We start from the raw sequence: 17,449 nt of genomic DNA, 5'->3' as shown, positions 1-17,449 counted from the left end.
GAGCGAAGTCGAAGGGAACGAGTAATATGCAACTATTTGTTCAAGAAATTCTTAAGGCTACCGGTGGAACCCTTCTCGCCGGTGATCCCCAATCTGTTATCACCCGTATTTCCACCGATACACGCACGCTGAAGGCGGGCGATTTATACTGTGCTTTGGTCGGCCCCCATTTTGATGGGCATCAATTTGTGGAAGACGCCATAAAAAAGGGGGCCAAGGGGATTTTGGTTTCGGATATCACCCTCTCCCTGGCCCTCCCCCCTTTCCGCGTACCGGAATCCCGCTACGCGGGACAAGGGGGAGGGAATAAGAACATTATCATCCATGTTTCTGACACTCTCAAAGCTCTGGGGGATATGGCCCATGTCTGGCGGAAAAAGTTTACAAAGCCCGTCATTGCCATTACAGGGAGCAGTGGGAAAACATCCACAAAAGAACTGCTCTCTTTGTGTTTGGAGTCCCATTTTAAAGTTCACAAGACAGAAGGAAACTTGAACAATCTTGTGGGGGTCCCTCTGACTTTGTTTCAGTTGGAAGAAGAATGTGATGTGGCCATTATTGAAATGGGGATGAATGCTTTTGGTGAAATTGCCCGGCTTACCGAAATTGCCAGCCCCACGATGGGGCTTATCACCAATGTGGGAGCGGCTCATTTGGAAGGAGTGGGAAGTTTGGAAGGAGTGGCCAAAGCCAAGGGGGAACTTTTTTTAAATCTTTCCCCTTCAGCGCATGCCTTGGTCAATGAAGACGATCCTTTCATTAGGGCCATGCCTACTCGGGCCAAAAAACTGACTTATGGATTTTCTCCATCAGCCGATATTTGTGCCGAAAAAGTTTCCTACAGAACCCATGACGCAGAAGTTTGCGTCAAAACACCCTTGGGAAAATGGAATTTGACCCTGCCTGTAACGGGAGAGCACCATGTTTCCAACCTGCTTGCCTGTGTGGCGGTTTGCTCCTTGTTAAAATTGTCGGAATCACAGGTACAGAAAGGTATATCCGGTTTTTCCCTTGGAGAAAAAAGGGGTGCTGAAACCCGATTGAAAAAGGACATTGTGCTTGTTAACGATTGCTACAATGCCAATCCCAGTTCGACACATGCTGCGTTAAAAGCACTTTCCCTTAAATATCCCACACAGCGCAAAATTGCCGTATTGGGAGAGATGCTCGAATTGGGAGCTCAAAGTTCTTCTCTTCATCAAAAAACGGGAAATGCCGCTCGTCATTTGGGAATATCAGTTCTTTTGGCTTTGGGAGATCATGCAAAGGATTTGGCAAAAGGTTTTAATGAGTCCCAAGCCCATGCTTTTGACAATGTCGAAAGCCTGAATCAAAAACTGCAAACCTTGCTTGTTCCGGGGGATGTCGTTCTTGTCAAAGGATCGCGGGGAATTCGCATGGAGCGGGTTGTTGACTATTTAAAAGAAAGGATGGGCTAGTGTTTTATCATTTTCTATATCCCTTAAATGAATTTTTCGGGGGATTTAATGTTGTCAAATACATCACCTTTCGCACTTTTGCAGCGCTATTAACGGCGATGCTCTTTTATCTTGTCTGCGGCAAACCCTGGATTCGTTTTTTAAAAAACAGGCAAATGGCGCAAACCATTCGTATGGATGGTCCCCAGGCCCATTTGGGAAAAAAGGGAACCCCCACCATGGGGGGACTTTTGCTTATTGTTTCGGTTTTGTTTTCGGTGTTTTTATGGGGCAATTGGGGAAGCGACTATTTGGGGGTGAGTTTGTATGTTTTTGTGGGGATGGGAGCCATTGGTTTTGTCGATGACTACAAAAAAGTGATGAAGCGCGATACCAAGGGTTTTGCCGGACGCTATAAAATTATTCTGGAAGTGTTCATTTGCCTGTCAGCAGCTCTTTTTATTTATGGGTACAAGGGGCTGGATACGCGGCTGTATGTTCCTTTTTTAAAACAAGTTCAGCCCGATCTTTCTTTTTGGTACCTGTTTTTGACCATCTTTGTGGTGGTGGGCGCTGCCAATGCCGTTAATTTAACTGATGGTTTGGATGGTTTGGCCGCTGTTCCTTCCATGACGGCTTTTTTGACCTATGGATTTTTGGTGTATGTGGTGGGGCATGTAGTGATTTCCAATTATTTGCAGATTCCTTTTGTCAAAGAGTCGGGCGAATTGGCGGTGCTTTGCGGGGCCGTTGTGGGGGCGTGCATCGGGTTTTTATGGTTTAACGCTTACCCTGCTGAAATTTTCATGGGCGATGTGGGGGCCTTGGGATTGGGGGGCTTGTTGGGGTTTGTGGCCTTGATTGCCAAACAGGAAATTCTTCTTGTCCTTGTGGGGGGGTTGTTTGTGATGGAAACCCTTTCGGTGATTACGCAGGTGATTTCCTTTAAGCTGACGGGAAAGAGAATTTTTCGCATGGCGCCCCTGCATCATCATTTTGAACTTAAGGGCTGGAGCGAGCCAAAAATTATTGTGAGATTTTGGATTCTTTCTTTTGTGCTGGCCCTTTTGTCATTGGCGACACTGAAGTTAAGGTGAAGCAATTTAAAAATCCCCCTTAATCCCCCTTTTATAAAGGGGGAAAAATACGGGGGCCCCGTATTATCCCCCTTTAGCAAAGGGGGACACAGGGGGATTTAATAAATGAGTTTAAAAAACGTTATTGTTGGTTTGGGGATTACGGGCGAATCCCTTTTGGATTATTTTATAAGCTTGGGACAGCCCTGTGTGGGCATTGAAGAAGTTTCAAGAGAGATTTTTCAAAAAGTAAAAGAAAAATATGTGGGGAAGGCCGCCCAATTCTATTTTGGGGATATTCCAAAAACGGTTTTTGATGATGCAAAACAATTTTTTATCAGTCCGGGTGTTCCTCCGACACGGGAGTGGGTGGCTCTGGCCAAAAAGAAAAACATTCCGGTCACGGGAGAAATGGAGTTTGCCTCGCAAAAACTTTCAGGAAAACTGATCGCAGTCACCGGGACTAATGGCAAATCAACTTCAGTCTCTTTAATTCAAACAATCCTTCAAGAGGGGGGATATTCTTCTGGTCTTAAAGGGAATATAGGAACCCCGCTTATTACGGCTGTGAACGAATCTCCCAAGGACTATTATGTATTGGAAGCCAGTTCGTTCCAGTTGGAAACCGTTGAAAATTTCAAGCCAAAAGTAGCCGTGGTCCTTAATGTCACCTCCGATCATTTAGAACGGTATGAAAGCATGCAGGCTTATGCCGATGCCAAGGCCCTTGTGACCAAAAACCAATCAGCCGATGATTTTTTTATTTATAATGCGGACGACCCTTATTGTGTTTTGATGGAAACAAAGGCAAAAAAACTTCCCTTTAGCTTGGTCAATCAATTTCCCGAAGGGGCTTTTGTTGAAAAAAACACCATGGTGGTGCGATGGAAAGGGACAGAGTTCCGATACGAGCTATCCGAAATGCCCATTTCGGGTTTGCACAATCAGGAAAACATGCTTGCAGCCATTTTGTCCTTAACGGTTTTAAATGTGCCCTACTCCGTCATTTTATCCGGATTGAAAAAATACAGGGCACTGCCCCATCGTTTGGAAAAAGTGGGTTGTTTTAAAGGGATCTCTTTTTATGATGATTCCAAGGCCACCAATGTGGGTTCTGTGGTGATGTCACTGGCTTCTTTTGACAAGAATGTCATTCTTATTCTGGGAGGACGAGACAAAGGGGGGGAATACAATCCGCTCTATGCCATGGTCAAACATAAGGTGAAGGCCCTTATCATTTATGGGGAAGCGCGTGAAAAAATCGCCAAGGCCTTTTCTTTTTTTGAAAATAAGAAAGTGGTTCCCACCATGCCTGAAGTGGTGAGCGAGGCGTATCGTGTGGCAAAGAGTGGGGATACCGTGCTTTTTTCTCCCGCCTGTTCAAGTTTTGATCTTTATAAAAACTATGCCCAGCGCGGGAATCACTTTCAGGAATTGGTAAGGGGGATGGGGGATTGTTGCTAGGGGCGCTTCGCGAAGCGCCCTTACATTTTTATGTTTTTTAACAACAACAAAAATACAAAGTCCCATGTGCATTATCAGCGCTTTGATGTGTATTTGTTGTTTGTGACCCTTTTGCTTGTGCTTATCGGCATGGTCATGGTGTTTTCAAGTAGCGCTGTTTCGGCCCAGGCCCATTATAACGACAGTTATTATTATCTTAAGAAAGAAGTCTTGTTTGTGGTGATGGGGTTTTTTCTTATGTTGTTGGTCAAAAAAATTCCGTATCGTCTTTACTTAAAAATTGTTTATCCCTTTTTGTTTCTTAATTTGGTTCTTCTAATTGTTGTCCTGTTTTTTGGCCATGGGGGGGCTTCAGAGGGGGTTCATCGTTGGTTGTATGTGGGACCTTTTTCTTTTCAGCCTTCTGAAATGACCAAGTTATCCGTCATTATTTTTGTGGCGTATGCGCTGGCTAAAAAACAGGAAAAAATTCGTGAATTCAGCACGGGTTTTTTGCCGGTCATTTTAATCAGCAGTGTTTATATTCTGCTTATTTTGGCCCAAAAAGATTTGGGAGCCGCCCTTACCCTGGGCATCATTGTTCTTCTCATGCTTTTTATCGCAGGGACCCGGCTTTCCTACTTGGCGGGGGCTTTTTTACTTTCCATCCCGGCCCTTTATTTTCTTATTTTCTCCGTTGATTTTAGACGTCGCAGGATCCTGGCTTTTCTGGACCCATGGAAATATCAACTCGATTTTGGTTTTCAGATTATTCAATCCTTTGTTGCCTTTAAAGAAGGAGGTCTCTTGGGGGCAGGTCTTGGGGAAGGAAAACAGAAGCTTTTTTATTTGCCGGAAGCCCATACCGATTTCATTTTTTCGGTGGTTGGAGAAGAATTGGGATTAGTCGGGGTTTTACTTGTCGTCTCCCTGTTTGTGTTCTTCATATTTAGGGGGTTTCTTATTTCTTTAAAGTCGCGCGATTTATTCGGGCTTTATCTGGCTTTTGGTTTGACAAGTCTCATTGGGGTTCAGGCTTTTATCAATATGGGTGTTGTGATGGGCCTGCTTCCCACGAAGGGATTGGCACTTCCCTTTATAAGTTATGGGGGTTCCTCCATGTTGGTTTCGTTTTTGATTGTGGGAATTCTTTTAAATATTTCGATGGACACGGAAGGGGAATGAATAGTTGCTAGTCGCTTGTAAATCCATGAACCCGTATTACGAGCGACGAGTTACTAGTGAAGAATGCTTTTCTCGAATACATATTCGAAACAGGTTCGGGTGCTGATAGGAATAAAACCAATTCTCAAGTGTGGGATGGAGACCAGCTAAACATGACCGCAAAGCATGCCAATCTTTATCAACGTATCCGGCAAATTCTTGAATTGGCACGTTCGAATGTCGCCCGTTCGGTGAATACAACGCAAGTTATCGCCAATTGGCTGGTTGGGCGTGAAATTGTCGAAGAGGAGCAACAGGGTGCAAAACGTGCTGCGTATGGTGGGGCAATTTTAAACATATTAGCGAGACGCTTACAAAAAGAGTATGGCGAAGGTTATTCTGCTCGTAATTTGAGATTCATGCGGAAATTTTATATCGAGTATGTTGAGTTTTTGCCCGAATCAATGATTTGGAACGCACTGCGTACCAAATCTGAACCCCAACACAGATTGTCTGTAATCGGGAAACGGAACGTACCGCGTACCATTTCTTGGAAACCTGGGAAGATCAGTGTTGATTTGTCTTGGACACATTATCGAACACTCCTTCGTGTAGAGTCTCTGCAAGCCCGCGCTTTCTATGAAATTGAGGCCATTCAAAACAATTGGGGTGCCCGTGAGCTAGAACGCCAAATCAACAGCCTCTTGTATGAACGTCTGGCTCTTAGCAAAGACAAACGTGGCGTCATGAAACTCGCGACCAAAGGTCAAATCATACAAAAACCGGCCGATGTTTTCAAAGAGCCGGTCATGATAGAATTTTTGGGTCTACCGGAATCCCACAAACTTGTTGAATCTGATTTGGAACAGGCTCTCCTCGGCAACCTTCAGAATTTTCTTTTGGAATTGGGCAAAGGGTTTGCTTTTGTGGCACGTCAGGAAAGACTGACGCTGGACGGCGATCATTTTTATGTTGATCTGGTTTTCTATCACACCATTCTGAAATGCTATATCCTGATTGACCTCAAAACGGGAAAGCTGACACATGCAGACCTGGGCCAATTGCAGTTGTATGTAAATTATTTTGACATGGAACGCCGTAGTCAAGGCGATGCTCCCACATTGGGGCTTATTCTTTGTGCCGATAAAAACGATGCTATGGTGAAGTATCTGCTTGGAGACAAGAAAGAGAAAAATATCTTTACCAGGCATTATCAACTTAATTTGCCCACAGTCGCGGAACTTAAAGCGGAACTTCGTCGAGAACTGAAGCAACTTAAAACTGATTGAACACCATGCAAGATTCCATTGGTGTGAGAGAACAGGGGCTTAATAGCCCCCTCCGGTTTGATTTATGACCAATCCACAAACACAATCCCTTCTCCTCATTGCAGGGGGAGGAACAGGGGGGCATTTGTATTCCGGCTTGGCTGTAGCCGAAGACTGGTGCGCTCGCGGGGGTGAGGTGCTTTTTGTTGGGACCAACTACGGGTTGGAGAAAAATTTGGTGCCCCATTATGGATATAAGCTTGAGACCGTTCCTGTTTCCAAATTAAAGGGAAGCAGTGTTGTGGTACGGTTAAAGACATTGGTGCTTTTGCCCTTAGCCCTTGTAAAGAGTTTATGGATTATGGCCAGGTACAGGCCAACGGCTGTTTTGGGCATTGGAGGGTATGCTTCCGGCCCCATGGTGGTGGCCGGTTGGATTTGCAGGGTTCCTACAGCCATTGTTGATCAAAATGCCATCCCTGGTTTGACAAACAGGTGGTTGGGAAAAATTGCCAAAAAAGTTTTTTTGGCTTTTGATGTGGCAGGTTCTTATTTCAAAAAAGAAAAAGTAAGGATCACGGGGAACCCGGTATTGAGAAGTCGATTGCCTGCCATGTTGGGCCATGATGAATCGGGTAGGGACAATCCTAGGATTGTCCCTACAGAATATCCGGAGATAACCCTCCTTGTCTGTGGGGGTTCCCAAGGGGCGCATGCTCTTAACGAGAGTGTCATGCAGGCATTTGGTTTGATTTCAAAAAAATTTCCGGGCTTAAAAATAATCCATCAAGCGGGACCTACCGATGAAGCTCTTGTTCGTAAGACGTATGCGGAGATGAAAATAAACGCTGAAGTTTGTGCGTTTATTCATGATCTTGAAAATTACTATGCCAAAGCCAACCTTGTTATTGCCCGTTCCGGTGCAGGGACATTAACGGATTTGTCCAACTGGGGACTTGCTTCCATTTTGGTGCCCTATCCCTTTGCTGCCGATGACCATCAGAGGGCCAATGCCCGTATTTTTGTTGATGCAGGAGCGGCTTTATTGTTGGAACAAAAAAACAGCACTCCCGAAAAGCTTGCCGAAATGATCGCCAGCCTGCTAAAAGACACCACTCGCTTGGAAAGCATGGGACAAGCGGCAAGACTTTTATCGCGTCCGGATGCAGCAAAACTGGTTGTGGATCAATTATTATCCCCCTTTGAAAAAGGGGGACACAGGGGGATTTGACTTCAGAGCCCGTTTTGTACGGGTAAAATCCCCCTTTGATTCCCCCTTTTTTTCAGCCAAAGGACTGATCCGTCCTTCGGCGGAAAAGGGGGATAAGAAAGGGAATTTGTACAAAAAACATCGAATTCATTTTGTAGGCATTGGGGGCATTGGCATGAGTGGTATTGCCGAGGTCTTGATTAACCTTGGCTATCCCGTCAGCGGTTCCGACCTAAAACCTTCCCCTCTTACCCGGCGGCTTAAATCAAAAGGGGCCAGGATTTTTTACGGCCATAAAAAAGATAATGTTGTCCAGGCTGAAGTTGTTGTGACCAGTTCGGCTATCAAGCCTACCAATCCCGAGGTCGTCGAAGCCAAAAACAGAAATATTCCCATTATCGGTCGGGCTGAAATGTTGGCTGAGCTCATGCGTTTTTCCAAGTATGGCGTGGCCGTTTCCGGAACCCACGGAAAAACGACCACCACTTCCTTGGTGGCCAGTGTGCTTCATTATGGGGGGTATGATCCCACCATGATTATCGGGGGCAAGGTCAACAGTCTTCGTTCAAACGCCCGGTTGGGGAAGGGGGAATTCATGGTGGCCGAGGCCGATGAATCCGACGGGTCCTTTTTAAAACTTTCTCCTTCCATTGCGGTGGTCACCAATATTGACCCCGAGCACATGGATTTTTATAAAAGTTTTGATCGTGTTAAAAAAGCCTATCTGGAATTCATTCACAAAATCCCTTTTTATGGTGTGGCCGTTGTCTGTGTGGATCATCCGGTGATTGAAGAACTTCTTCCAAAAATCGAAAAGCGGGTTTTAACCTACGGCTTTTCTGAAAAAGCCCAATTTCGTGCTGAAAATATTGATTCAAAAAACGGGCACATCGATTTTGACTTTGTTGTTTTTGGTGAAAAGAAGAAGCGGGTTTCCCTCCATCTTATCGGACATCACAATGTGCTTAATGCCCTGGCAGCCCTGGCGGTGGGGTGGGAATTGGGCATTCCTTTGGTCAAGGCGATAAAGGCCCTGAAAAATTTCAAAGGAGTCCAAAGGCGTTGTCAGGTTTTGCTCCAAAACAATCATTATACGGTGATTGATGATTATGGGCATCACCCTGAAGAAATAAAAGCCACCCTCAAAGCCATTCGTGGTGCTTATACGGGACGTTTGGTGACATTGTTCCAGCCCCATCGTTACACACGGACGCGCGACATGTTTAAAGAGTTTATGGCCGCTTTTGATTCTACCAACCTGTTACTTGTCACCGATATTTATCCGGCGGGCGAAGCTCCCATTTCGGGGGTTCATTCAAAAAATCTGGTAGAAGGTTTAAAGAAAAATTTGGGGGAACAAGTGCGCTATATTCCAAAAACAGCTCATTTGGTAAATGATGTTTTGAAATGGGTGGCGCCTGGTGATATTCTTCTCTCGCTTGGAGCCGGAGATGTGACAAAAATAGGCAAGGAATGTGCGAAACAATTTAAAAAATATGGATCTACAACCTGACTGGAAAGAAGAAATTTTGAAAAAATGGGCAGCCTCCTCCAAAGCCAAGGCCGTTGTCATTAAGGATGAGGTGCGTGACCGGTTAGCCCGCGAATTTCGCGGTACCACGAATTATCGCGAACCCATGAAGAACCACACCAGCATTCGCATTGGGGGTCAGGCGGATGTTTTTTTAAAGCCTATTGACCTTGAAGATTTAAAGGCCGTCCTCAAAATTGCCACGGAAGAAGATTTGCCCGTGATGTTATTGGGGGCGGGAAGCAATACCTTGGTAAGGGATGCGGGGATCAGGGGATTTGTCATCACCTCTTTAAGTTTACAAAAACAGGAAATTGTCTCTCAAAATGAAGAAACTGCCGATATTTTTTGTGAAGCGGGGGTTAAAATTTCGGCTTTTGTTCAAATGGCCGCTGAAAAAGGCCTGTCTGGTTGTGAATCTCTTATTGGTATCCCTGGGACAATGGGAGGGGCCATTTTCATGAATGCCGGGGCCCGGGGTATTGAAATAAAAGACATTGTTCGTGAAATTACTTTTTTGGATGTCCAAGGAACCCTTCATACGGTTTTACGGGACAAGCTTGAATTTGGTTATCGCCATTTAAAACTTCCGCGTGGAGCGATTATCCTTTCCGGAATTTTTCGTTTAACCAAAAAAGATCCCCAAGAAGTGGAAGAAACAGTCAGGAATTATCAAAAAGTGCGTGCTGAAACCCAACCACTTAATTACCCCAGTTTAGGCTCTGTGTTTAAAAATCCGGAATCCACCAAAAAAGGGGAAGTCGTTTCCAAGGCGGGGGAACTTATTGAAGAGTGCGGCCTAAAGGGAGTGCGCGTGGGTGGGGCGCGGGTTTCTGAAAAGCATGCCAATTTTATTGTGAATGAAAAACAGGCCACTGCCAAAGATGTGGTTGTTCTTATCAATCTGGTTCGCGATAAGGTGAAGGAAAAAACAGGTGTGTTGTTGGAAACAGAAGTAAAAATTTTAGGAGAGGACACGTAGGGGCGAACCTTGCCTGCCCGCCTCAGGAGAGTGTTCGCCCTCTTTTGGCCCCTACAAATCAATCATGAAAATAGCCGTATTAAAAGGAGGCATCTCCAAAGAACGTGAAATCTCGCTTCGTTCGGGTGGCGCTGTGGCTTTGGCCTTAAAACGCAAGGGCCATGATGTGGGAGAGTTTGATCCTCAAAGTCCCCATTTTGTGAAAGATCTTTTGGCTTTTAACCCCCAAAAAGTTTTTTTGGCTCTTCATGGGAAGGGTGGGGAAGATGGAACCATGCAGGGTTTTTTGCAAACAGTGGGCCTTCCCTATGCGGGTTGTGGAGTTCTTACTTCGGCTATCTGTTTTGACAAAGTGGCTACCAAAGAATTCCTGGGTTCCCATCAAATTCCCATGCCCAAGCAAGCCGTTTTTTCCAGGGGACAGGACGTGGCTTGGTTTGTTCAAACATTTCCTCTCCCTTTCCCGGTTATCGTCAAGCCCAATACGGAAGGATCAACCATCGGGGTTTCAAGGGTTTTTAAAAAGGAAGAGTTGGCGGGGGCTTTGGAAGTAGCGCTTGCTTTTGATTCAATCATTCTCGTTGAAGAATATATCCAGGGGCGTGAAGTGACGGTGGGGGTGGTTAATGGACAAGCCCTTCCCGTAGTTGAAGTGGTTCCCAAGTCGGGTTTTTATGACTTCACATCCAAATACACCAAGGGACAAACCGAGTACAAGGTGCCCGCACCTATAGATGAAGTTTTGACAAAAGAGTTGCACGTTTTAAGCGAAAAAATAAACCGTGTTCTTGGATGTAGCGGGGGAGTTCGCATTGATTTCATGTTGCAAAATGGTAACCCCCTTTTTCTGGAAGTAAATACCATTCCCGGCATGACAGAAACCTCGTTACTTCCCAAAGCAGCGGCCTGTGTGGGCGTGAGCTTTGAGGATTTGTGTGAAAAGATTTTAGAGGGATAAGATTTCACAGTAGATTCCCACGGGCTTACTTAAGTTGCTCGCGTCTCTTGCCGGAATCTACTTAAGCGCCACAGGCGCGTTGAGGGGGCGACGCGAGCCCCTATGATAGTTTTTTCCATCCAACCATGAAATTACTATTCTGGAAAAATACCGAGAACCGAAGGGTGGTCCGCAAAGCTCCTCTTTACAGGCAAAAGAGGGGATGGGTGGGTTGGCTCATTTTAGTGGGAGGGTTTTCATTATCCGTTCTTGTTTTGGCCGGGCTTGTCCATTTTTTTGGGAGCTCCCCTTATTTTGCCCTGAAAGAAATTGAACTCATTTCCGATTCAGAGGCCTATCCAAAAGAATTTTTTCAAAAATTGGCACAAATTCCCTATGGCAAAAATTTGTTTTGTGTTAATCTTCGACAAATTCGGGAGAACATCAAACGCTTTCCGTGGGTACGTGATGTTCAAGTAAGGCGAAAATTTCCCCAAGGGCTTGTTGTTCATGTCGAGTTGTTTGAACCGGTGGCCCTTTTGGTGGTGGAAGACGCCGGAAAAGAAATTTTTTACTACTTAAGTCACGAAGGGGCGGTTTTTAAAAAACTTGGACCGGAAGATGCAACTGACTTTCCCCGGATTTACGGTTTTACAAAAGCGGGGCTGGGAAAATTTCCACGATATTACAGGGCAAAAGTCAATGAAGCTTTTGCATTTCTAAAATCATTTATTGCTGACGGGGTCAATGCTCCTTTCAAGCTAAAGGGTGTTGTGTATCAGGGGATAGCAGGAATAACAGCCCATGTTCAACACGAGTCGTCAAAGATAGGTTTGAAAATTTATTTTGGGCCCCATGCTTACCCAGAACGTCAAAAAGCCTGGGGGGGGCTTGTGGCTAAAATGCAGGAAACCCGGAATTATTTTCAGGAAATTGATTTAAATGGTGAAGATAAAATTTTTGCCCGTTTGCAAAAAACTGAAGAGCTACCCTCTGATGAGAATGGTGTAGAAAACATGTCGACAACCACCAACTCGCGGTAGGGTTCTTTTACATCCAAAAGAAAGAGGGAAGAACAACATGGCCAGAAAAGACAAGCTTGTTGTTGGTTTGGATATTGGCACAACAAAAATTTGTGCCATCGTCGGGGAGCTAACCCACGATGGCATCGATATTATCGGCATTGGGTCGCACCCATCGCGGGGCCTAAGAAAAGGGGTTGTCGTTAATATTGAGGCCACGGTTGAATCAATCAAGCGAGCCATCGAAGAAGCCGAGCTTATGGCCGGTTGTGATATCACTTCTGTTTACGCAGGGATTGCCGGAGGACACATCAAGGGGATTAACAGTCACGGCATTGTGGCCATTAAAAACAAGGAAGTGGGCGAAAGCGATATAGCCCGTGTGATTGATGCGGCTCAGGCTGTGGCCATCCCCATGGACCGCGAGGTGATCCACGTTATTCCCCAGGAATTTATTGTTGATGATCAAGACGGTATTCGTGAACCCTTGGGCATGTCGGGAATAAGATTAGAGGCCAAGGTCCATATCATTTCTGCAGCGGTGAGTTCAGCGCAAAACATAGTCAAATGTGCCAATCGGTGTGGGCTTAACGTGAACGATGTGGTTTTGGAACCATTGGCCAGCAGTGAATCTGCTTTGTCCCCCGATGAAAAAGATTTGGGTGTGGTTTTGGTGGATATTGGAGGGGGGACAACCGATATTGTCATTTATTCCCAGGGGAGCCTGGTTTATACATCCGTCCTCACTATCGGAGGCAATCACATCACCAATGATATTGCCGTGGGCTTAAGAACCCCTGCCATTGAAGCTGAAAAACTTAAGCAAAAATATGGTTGTGCTTTGGGGGCGATGGTGCAAAAAAATGAAACTATCGAGGTCCCCTCGGTGGGGGGGAGAAAGTCCCGGATTTTATCAAGGCAAATTCTGACCGAAATTATTGAGCCCCGCGTAGAAGAAATCTTTTCGCTTGTCAGACAAGAAATTTCGCGTTCTGGTTTCGAAGAAGCCATTGCCTCCGGGATTGTTTTGACTGGAGGTGCCACTCTTTTGGAAGGAATGCCCGAACTAGCCGAGCAGGTACTCGATTTTCCCGTCAGGCGGGGGGCTCCCAAGGGGATTGGAGGACTTATTGACGTGGTAAAAAGCCCGATGTATGCCACGGGGGTTGGGCTGGTTCTCTATGGGGCCAGGCAATTACATCAAACCCGGTTCAAAGTGAAGGATGATGGGGTTTATGGAAAAGTGAAACAACGAATGAAGAGTTGGATCGTTGAAATATTTTAAAAAATCTTTTGTGTAGGGGCGATTCTTGCCTGCCCGCCTTAGGAGGGTAATCGCCCATATCGCGGGTGAACACCCTCCGAAGGCGGGCAGGCGAGGTTCGCTCCTACATAACTTTTCATGGGAGGCCCTATGTTTGAATTTGAAGACAGCCTCGATTTTTCAGCAAAAATAAAAGTAATTGGTGTGGGCGGTGGGGGCGGCAATGCCGTTCGCACGATGATCCGTTCCAAGCTTGAAGGGGTTGAATTTATCATGGCCAATACCGACGTGCAGGTATTGCGCACCAGTGAAGCTCATACAAAAATCCAGTTGGGGGCTGACAAAACGCGCGGTTTGGGGGCCGGGGCCAATCCGGATGTAGGGCGTGAAGCCGCCGTTGAAAGTTTGGAGATCATTCGTGAGTCCCTTGTGGGCTCGGACATGGTTTTTGTGACTGCAGGGATGGGAGGCGGCACGGGGACGGGGGCCGCTCCTGTTATTGCCAAAGCGGCCAAGGAAATTGGGGCTCTTACGGTGGGCGTTGTGACCAAACCCTTTGCTTTTGAAGGTAAAAAAAGGGCGCGTCAGGCCGAAATGGGGATTAATGCCCTCAAAAAAGAAGTCGATACGCTGATTACCATCCCCAATGAAAAACTTTTAATGGTGGGTGGAAAAGACACCCCCATGCTCGACGCCTTTAAAATGGCCGATAATGTTTTACTGCAAGCTGTTAAAGGGATTTCCGATCTCATTACCATTCCCGGGTTGATCAATCTTGATTTTGCCGATGTAAAAACCGTGATGAAGGAAACAGGCATGGCTCTTATGGGTACGGGTATTGGATATGGTCCAAACAGGGCCCTCGATGCGGCCCGGCAGGCCATATCAAGCCCTCTTTTAGAAAATGTTTCTATTTCAGGAGCCATGGGAATTTTGCTCAATATCACCGGTTCGTCTAGCATGACCTTGTTTGAAGTAAATGAAGCCTCAAAACTCATCCAGGAAGAGGCCCATGAAGATGCCAATATTATTTTTGGTGCTGTCATTGATGACAAAATGAAAGACGAAATTCGTGTGACGGTGATTGCCACCGGTTTTAATCGTGAAAGCGATCGTAAGGTTTTGGAAACAAGTCAGAGTGAAAAACAAACTCCGTATGTATTACGCAGCTGGGATCAATACAAACGCAGCAAAGCTCCAGAGCCTGTATCGACGCCCTCTTCTCAGCCTATTTCTGCCCCTGTTGAACGTGAAACACCCACGCCTCCTCCTTCAACAAGTCAGGCAAGTTTTTCTTCAGCGCCGGCCCAAGCCGCACCTAAAATCTCTATGGGGCGAACCCCATTTTCGTTTTCTGGGCGGCCCGAAGGAGCCATGGCTTTGACAACCACCCCTGTTTCAACCAGCGTGGCTGATTTTCGTATTCCTCGTCAACAGCCCATGGAAACGGTGGCTGTTCAGGAAGTAAGTCAAACAACCACCGAAAAATATTCTTTTCATATTCCCGCTCAAACTGACGAAGGGGCCGATCTCAAAAAAATCGCAACGGAAGTAGGAATGAATGATTTGGATGATGAATATGACATCCCGGCATTCATTCGCAGGCGGGCTGATTAAAGGAATACCAAAAATCTTCTGTAGGGGCGCCCGCTTGCTGCGCCCATGATTGGCCCGAACAGGGCGCAGCAAGCAAGCGCCCCTACGCTAGTGAAAATAGAGGGGGCACCCCTACAATTTTTTCTTATTTTCGTGACTCGTAAAATTCGTACAACCCAGGAAGATGAATTTACCCTGTTTCAACGTGAAATATGGGCGCTTATCTTTTTGGCTTTTGGGGTTTTCATCTACTTAAGCCTTTTTTCTTACAGTTCCACGGATCCTTCTTTTTTAAGCCTGACAACCAAAAAAATCATTCATAATTGGGGCGGTATTTTGGGGGCCTATTTGGGGGATTTTCTTTTGTTCTTGTTTGGGGCTGGGGCCTATTTGGTCGGCTTTTTTCTGGTGTTTATGGCGGCTCTTTTGTTTTCAGGGGTTCGTCGCAAACTGTCTTTGTACGAAATTCCCGCTTCGTTCGCGTTTGTTGTTTTTGTTTCAGTCCTTTGCCAGATGACTTTGGGTGAGCTACATTTTGGCCGTGATTCAATGGATGCAGGTGGTTTGCTCGGTGGAATTGTCGCTCGTTTTGGAATTACTTATTTGGGTCATCCAGGCACCTATCTTTTGGTGGTTGTGGGAGCCATCCTTACTTTTTTATGGTCCACTCATTTCTCCGTCACTCATTTGTTACGAAAAACATTTTTGTTCATCAAACCGATTGTTGAAAAAATATTCCAACAAATCCGGATTTATTGGGCACGATTTGTAAAACGCATCCACAAATGGAAGGAACAGAGATCCCAACAGAAAAAAGAAGAAGATAGAATTGAAGGGTTGAAAATAAGCAAAGACAAGCCCGGCTTTACCTCTATTCCCAAAGTGGAATCAGCTTCCCAAGCTTTATCGCCTTTGCCTTCCAAAATTTTAAATGAGGAAGCCGATGGCCCGAAAATTTTGGATCGCGTTGATAAAAAGCGCAAAGCTGTCTCTCCCCAGTTGGAATTGGAGAACATGTCCAAGGACTACAAGCTTCCTCCTTTGAATCTCCTGGATTCTGAAGACCAAAAAGAAGTTTTTATTGATGAAGAAAGTTTGAAGATGAATGCGCGCCTGCTTGAAAAAAAGCTGCTCGATTTTAATGTGACAGGCCAAGTGACAGAAATTCATCCGGGGCCGGTCATCACCATGTACGAATACCAGCCGGCTTCCGGGGTTAAACTTTCCAAAATTTCAAACTTGGTGGATGACTTATGCCTGGCCATGGGCGGGAGATCGGTCCGTATTGTGGCCCCGCTGCCGAACAAAGCGGCGGTGGGAATTGAAATTCCCAATAACGAACGCGAAACCGTATGGCTTAAGGATGTTATCGCCGATGAAAAATTCCAGAAAAGCGATTCGAAACTCACTTTTGCCCTGGGGAAGGATATTGAAGGAATCCCTTATGTTGCCGACCTGACCAAAATGCCGCACCTGCTTGTGGCCGGAGCCACTGGTTCAGGGAAATCGGTTTCCATTAATTCGATGATCCTTTCCATTTTATACAAGGCCACACCTGAAGAAGTGCGGTTGATCATGGTGGATCCCAAGATGCTGGAACTTTCCATTTACGAAAACATTCCCCATCTTCTGCTTCCCGTGGTGACCGAGCCCAAAAAGGCCACGCTGGCGCTACGTTGGGCTGTGCGTGAAATGGAGGGCCGCTACAAAAAATTATCCGATGTCAATGCCCGGAATATCAAGGACTACAACCGTAAAATCGAAAAGAAAGACTTGATCAGCCGCCAAGCCCAAAGAATCAAGGAACTGGGCGATGAAAGTATTGCGGGGGAGGATAAAATTGAACATGAACACAAACTCCCTTACATCGTCATTATTATCGATGAACTGGCCGACCTGATGATGGTGGCCGGTCGCGATGTTGAAGAAGCCATCACACGTCTGGCCCAAATGGCGCGGGCTGCCGGCATCCATCTCATTTTGGCCACACAGCGCCCTTCGGTGGATGTGATCACGGGAATCATCAAGGCCAATTTCCCTTCGCGTATTGCCTTTAAGGTTTCATCCAAACATGATGCACGTACCATCATGGACACCATGGGGGCTGAGCGTTTGCTTGGCCATGGGGACATGCTGTTTTTGCCGCCCGGCACTTCCCGGATGCTGCGTGTGCATGGGGCCTACATCACTGATGAAGAAGTCACGCGCATTGTTGACTATTTAAGGAAACAGGCAAAACCCGTTTATGATGAAACCATTTTAAAACCTGTGGAACCCGAAGGGGGCCTTGATATTGAAGGGGAAGAAGGAGCCGATGAATTGTACGACCAAGCCGTGGCCATTGTGACTGAAACACGCCAGGCCTCCATTTCAATGGTTCAACGAAAACTCCGCGTGGGCTATAACCGTGCCGCCCGTATGATTGAACGCATGGAAACCGAAGGTATCGTCAGCACCGCCACCGGCGCCGGCCACCGCCAGGTGCTTGTTTCGGCGATGGGGGGTGGGGAGTAAAAAGACTTGCGCATTTATACTTAT

Annotated in this window: 13 protein-coding genes; all 13 read left to right on the top strand. The window is 46.1% G+C overall.

Features of this window, described 5'->3' with window-relative positions; translation table 11 throughout:
- Positions 1 to 26 precede the first annotated feature (26 nt).
- The 13 genes from A2048_00555 to A2048_00495 all read left to right on the top strand — a co-directional run bounded on the left by A2048_00555 (position 27) and on the right by A2048_00495 (position 17,425).
- Positions 27 to 1,439, top strand: coding sequence for a hypothetical protein (locus A2048_00555; GenBank protein OGP08144.1), 1,413 nt, complete (start codon positions 27 to 29; stop codon positions 1,437 to 1,439).
- On the top strand, positions 1,439 to 2,515 hold the full coding sequence (locus tag A2048_00550; GenBank protein ID OGP08143.1) for a phospho-N-acetylmuramoyl-pentapeptide-transferase: 1,077 nt from the start codon (positions 1,439 to 1,441) through the stop codon (positions 2,513 to 2,515). The genes A2048_00555 and A2048_00550 overlap by 1 nt, the downstream gene beginning before the upstream one ends.
- 105 nt (positions 2,516 to 2,620) lie before the next feature.
- Entirely contained in the window at positions 2,621 to 3,958 is a 1,338-nt protein-coding gene (locus A2048_00545) for a UDP-N-acetylmuramoylalanine--D-glutamate ligase (protein ID OGP08142.1), read from the top strand.
- A 30-nt stretch (positions 3,959 to 3,988) separates the two neighbouring features.
- Entirely contained in the window at positions 3,989 to 5,122 is a 1,134-nt protein-coding gene (locus A2048_00540; GenBank protein ID OGP08141.1) for a cell division protein FtsW, read from the top strand.
- A gap of 152 nt (positions 5,123 to 5,274) precedes the next feature.
- Positions 5,275 to 6,390: a hypothetical protein gene (locus tag A2048_00535; GenBank protein ID OGP08140.1), complete on the top strand. Its 1,116-nt coding sequence runs from the start codon at positions 5,275 to 5,277 to the stop codon at positions 6,388 to 6,390.
- A gap of 64 nt (positions 6,391 to 6,454) precedes the next feature.
- On the top strand, positions 6,455 to 7,600 hold the full coding sequence (locus A2048_00530; protein OGP08139.1) for an undecaprenyldiphospho-muramoylpentapeptide beta-N-acetylglucosaminyltransferase: 1,146 nt from the start codon (positions 6,455 to 6,457) through the stop codon (positions 7,598 to 7,600).
- Positions 7,601 to 7,706: 106 nt separating this feature from the next.
- Positions 7,707 to 9,092, top strand: coding sequence for a UDP-N-acetylmuramate--L-alanine ligase (locus tag A2048_00525; GenBank protein OGP08164.1), 1,386 nt, complete (start codon positions 7,707 to 7,709; stop codon positions 9,090 to 9,092).
- Between the two features lie 58 nt (positions 9,093 to 9,150).
- On the top strand, positions 9,151 to 10,092 hold the full coding sequence (locus A2048_00520; protein OGP08163.1) for a UDP-N-acetylenolpyruvoylglucosamine reductase: 942 nt from the start codon (positions 9,151 to 9,153) through the stop codon (positions 10,090 to 10,092).
- Between the two features lie 64 nt (positions 10,093 to 10,156).
- The gene (locus A2048_00515) at positions 10,157 to 11,050 is read left to right on the top strand and encodes a hypothetical protein (protein ID OGP08138.1); all 894 of its coding nucleotides are present in this window, start codon (positions 10,157 to 10,159) and stop codon (positions 11,048 to 11,050) included.
- A gap of 206 nt (positions 11,051 to 11,256) precedes the next feature.
- Positions 11,257 to 12,072: a hypothetical protein gene (locus A2048_00510; protein ID OGP08137.1), complete on the top strand. Its 816-nt coding sequence runs from the start codon at positions 11,257 to 11,259 to the stop codon at positions 12,070 to 12,072.
- 37 nt (positions 12,073 to 12,109) lie between these two features.
- The gene (locus tag A2048_00505; GenBank protein OGP08136.1) at positions 12,110 to 13,336 is read left to right on the top strand and encodes a cell division protein FtsA; all 1,227 of its coding nucleotides are present in this window, start codon (positions 12,110 to 12,112) and stop codon (positions 13,334 to 13,336) included.
- Between the two features lie 129 nt (positions 13,337 to 13,465).
- Complete coding sequence (locus A2048_00500) at positions 13,466 to 14,932, top strand: cell division protein FtsZ (protein ID OGP08135.1); 1,467 nt, start codon at positions 13,466 to 13,468, stop codon at positions 14,930 to 14,932.
- A gap of 174 nt (positions 14,933 to 15,106) precedes the next feature.
- A complete protein-coding gene (locus tag A2048_00495; protein OGP08162.1) occupies positions 15,107 to 17,425 on the top strand; it encodes a hypothetical protein in 2,319 nt (772 codons plus the stop codon).
- Positions 17,426 to 17,449 lie beyond the last annotated feature (24 nt).

Source organism: Deltaproteobacteria bacterium GWA2_45_12 (genome assembly GCA_001797365.1).
In the GTDB taxonomy this organism is placed as follows: Bacteria; UBA10199; UBA10199; order UBA10199; family UBA10199; genus UBA10199.
This window is presented reverse-complemented; position numbering and strand designations above follow the sequence as displayed.

Bases quoted from the DNA above. Each gene is read 5' to 3' on its own strand.
- A2048_00555 (OGP08144.1), top strand. From the start codon at position 27: ATGCAACTATTTGTTCAAGAAATTCTTAAGGCTACCGGTGGAACCCTT.
- A2048_00545 (OGP08142.1), top strand. From the start codon at position 2,621: ATGAGTTTAAAAAACGTTATTGTTGGTTTGGGGATTACGGGCGAATCC.
- A2048_00540 (OGP08141.1), top strand. From the start codon at position 3,989: ATGTTTTTTAACAACAACAAAAATACAAAGTCCCATGTGCATTATCAG.
- A2048_00535 (OGP08140.1), top strand. From the start codon at position 5,275: ATGACCGCAAAGCATGCCAATCTTTATCAACGTATCCGGCAAATTCTT.
- A2048_00530 (OGP08139.1), top strand. From the start codon at position 6,455: ATGACCAATCCACAAACACAATCCCTTCTCCTCATTGCAGGGGGAGGA.
- A2048_00515 (OGP08138.1), top strand. From the start codon at position 10,157: ATGAAAATAGCCGTATTAAAAGGAGGCATCTCCAAAGAACGTGAAATC.
- A2048_00505 (OGP08136.1), top strand. From the start codon at position 12,110: ATGGCCAGAAAAGACAAGCTTGTTGTTGGTTTGGATATTGGCACAACA.
- A2048_00500 (OGP08135.1), top strand. From the start codon at position 13,466: ATGTTTGAATTTGAAGACAGCCTCGATTTTTCAGCAAAAATAAAAGTA.